The 1321-nt window shown below is 36.0% G+C and carries 2 protein-coding genes and 1 pseudogene; all 3 read left to right on the top strand.

Features of this window, described 5'->3' with window-relative positions; genetic code table 11:
* The first annotated feature begins 116 nt into the window (after positions 1-116).
* A complete protein-coding gene (rpmI, locus tag NE054_RS08230) occupies positions 117-323 on the top strand; it encodes a 50S ribosomal protein L35 (RefSeq protein WP_297890496.1) in 207 nt (68 codons plus the stop codon).
* Between the two features lie 16 nt (positions 324-339).
* Positions 340-693 (top strand): 50S ribosomal protein L20, encoded by a 354-nt coding sequence (gene rplT / locus NE054_RS08225; RefSeq protein ID WP_297890494.1) that lies wholly within the window; start codon positions 340-342, stop codon positions 691-693.
* A 3-nt stretch (positions 694-696) separates the two neighbouring features.
* Positions 697-1321: pseudogene (gene pheS, locus NE054_RS08220) on the top strand (phenylalanine--tRNA ligase subunit alpha); the annotation flags it as partial.

The raw sequence follows: 1321 nt of genomic DNA, 5'->3' as shown, positions 1-1321 counted from the left end.
CAGTGGTAGTTTTACTTTATGATACCACTGGAGGTTTTTTATTTCATCTTTTTTTCGAATTGGAAATTAGGGTTTGTGTTATAATTATCTCTTACAATTTTTCAAAGGAGGATACAATGGCAAAGGTTAAGATGAAAACTAATAGAACCGCAGCAAAAAGATTGAAAATCACTGCAAACGGAAAAGTAAAGTACACAAAAGGAGGTGTATCCCACTACAACACTAAAAAATCTTCAAAGAGAAAAAGACAAGGCAGAAGACCACAGTATGCTCCAAAATGTATAGAGCATAAACTTAAAGCACTTTTACCAAACGACGTTTAAAAGGAGGTATTAAAAGATGAGAGTAAAAGGTCCATCTTCAAAGAAACATAAAAAGAAAATTTTAAAGTTAGCAAAAGGGTATTACGGGCAAAAGCATAGGTCTTACAGAAGAGCGAAAGAACAGGTAATGCACTCTTTAGCTTACGCTTACAGAGACAGAAGACAGAAGAAAAGACAGTTTAGGTCTTTATGGATTACAAGAATCAACGCAGCTGCAAGATTAAATGGATTGAGCTACAGTCAGTTTATTAACGGTCTTAAAAAAGCCGGAATAGAGCTTGACAGAAAAATTCTTGCTGATATGGCTGTAAACGATATGCCAGCTTTTACAAAACTTGTAGAAACTGCGAAATCTGCTTTAGCGGCGTAATTTATGGAAGTAAAAGCTCAACTTCTTAATCTTAAAGAAGAAGTTTTAAAAGAGATACAGAGTGTTAAAGACCCTTCTACGTTGAACGAATTAAGAGTAAAGTACCTTGGCAAAAAGGGTGCTATCACTTCTATCCTTAAAACTCTTGGAAGCTTACCACCGCAAGAGAGAAAAGAAGTTGGGCAACTTGCAAACTCTATAAAAGAGTTTTTAGAAGAGAAAATAAAAGAGTACGAAGAAATTTTTAAGAAAAAGGAACTTGAAGAAAGTTTAAAAAGGGAAAAGATAGACATCACACTGCCAAAGAGCTGGTTTGAAGTTGGCTGTCCTCATCCTGTACTTCAAACGTTAAAAGAGATTACAGATATATTCTTGTATATGGGTTTTTCTGTAGAATCAGGTCCGGAAGTTGAGTATGAAGATTACAACTTTACCATGCTTAACATTCCGGAAAACCACCCTGCAAGAGATATGCAGGACACATTTTACCTAAACAACGGTATGCTCCTTAGAACTCATACATCTCCTGTTCAAATCAGAACGATGCTAAAGAGAAAACCACCAATCGCTATAGTGGCTCCGGGAAGAGTTTACAGAAAAGATTTGGACCCAACACATTCTCCGATGT

The sequence above is a fragment of the Sulfurihydrogenibium sp. genome (assembly GCF_027448985.1).
Lineage (GTDB): Bacteria > Aquificota > Aquificia > Aquificales > Hydrogenothermaceae > Sulfurihydrogenibium.
The sequence above is the reverse complement of the archived record's forward strand: the minus strand, read 5'-3'. Positions and strand labels throughout refer to the sequence as shown.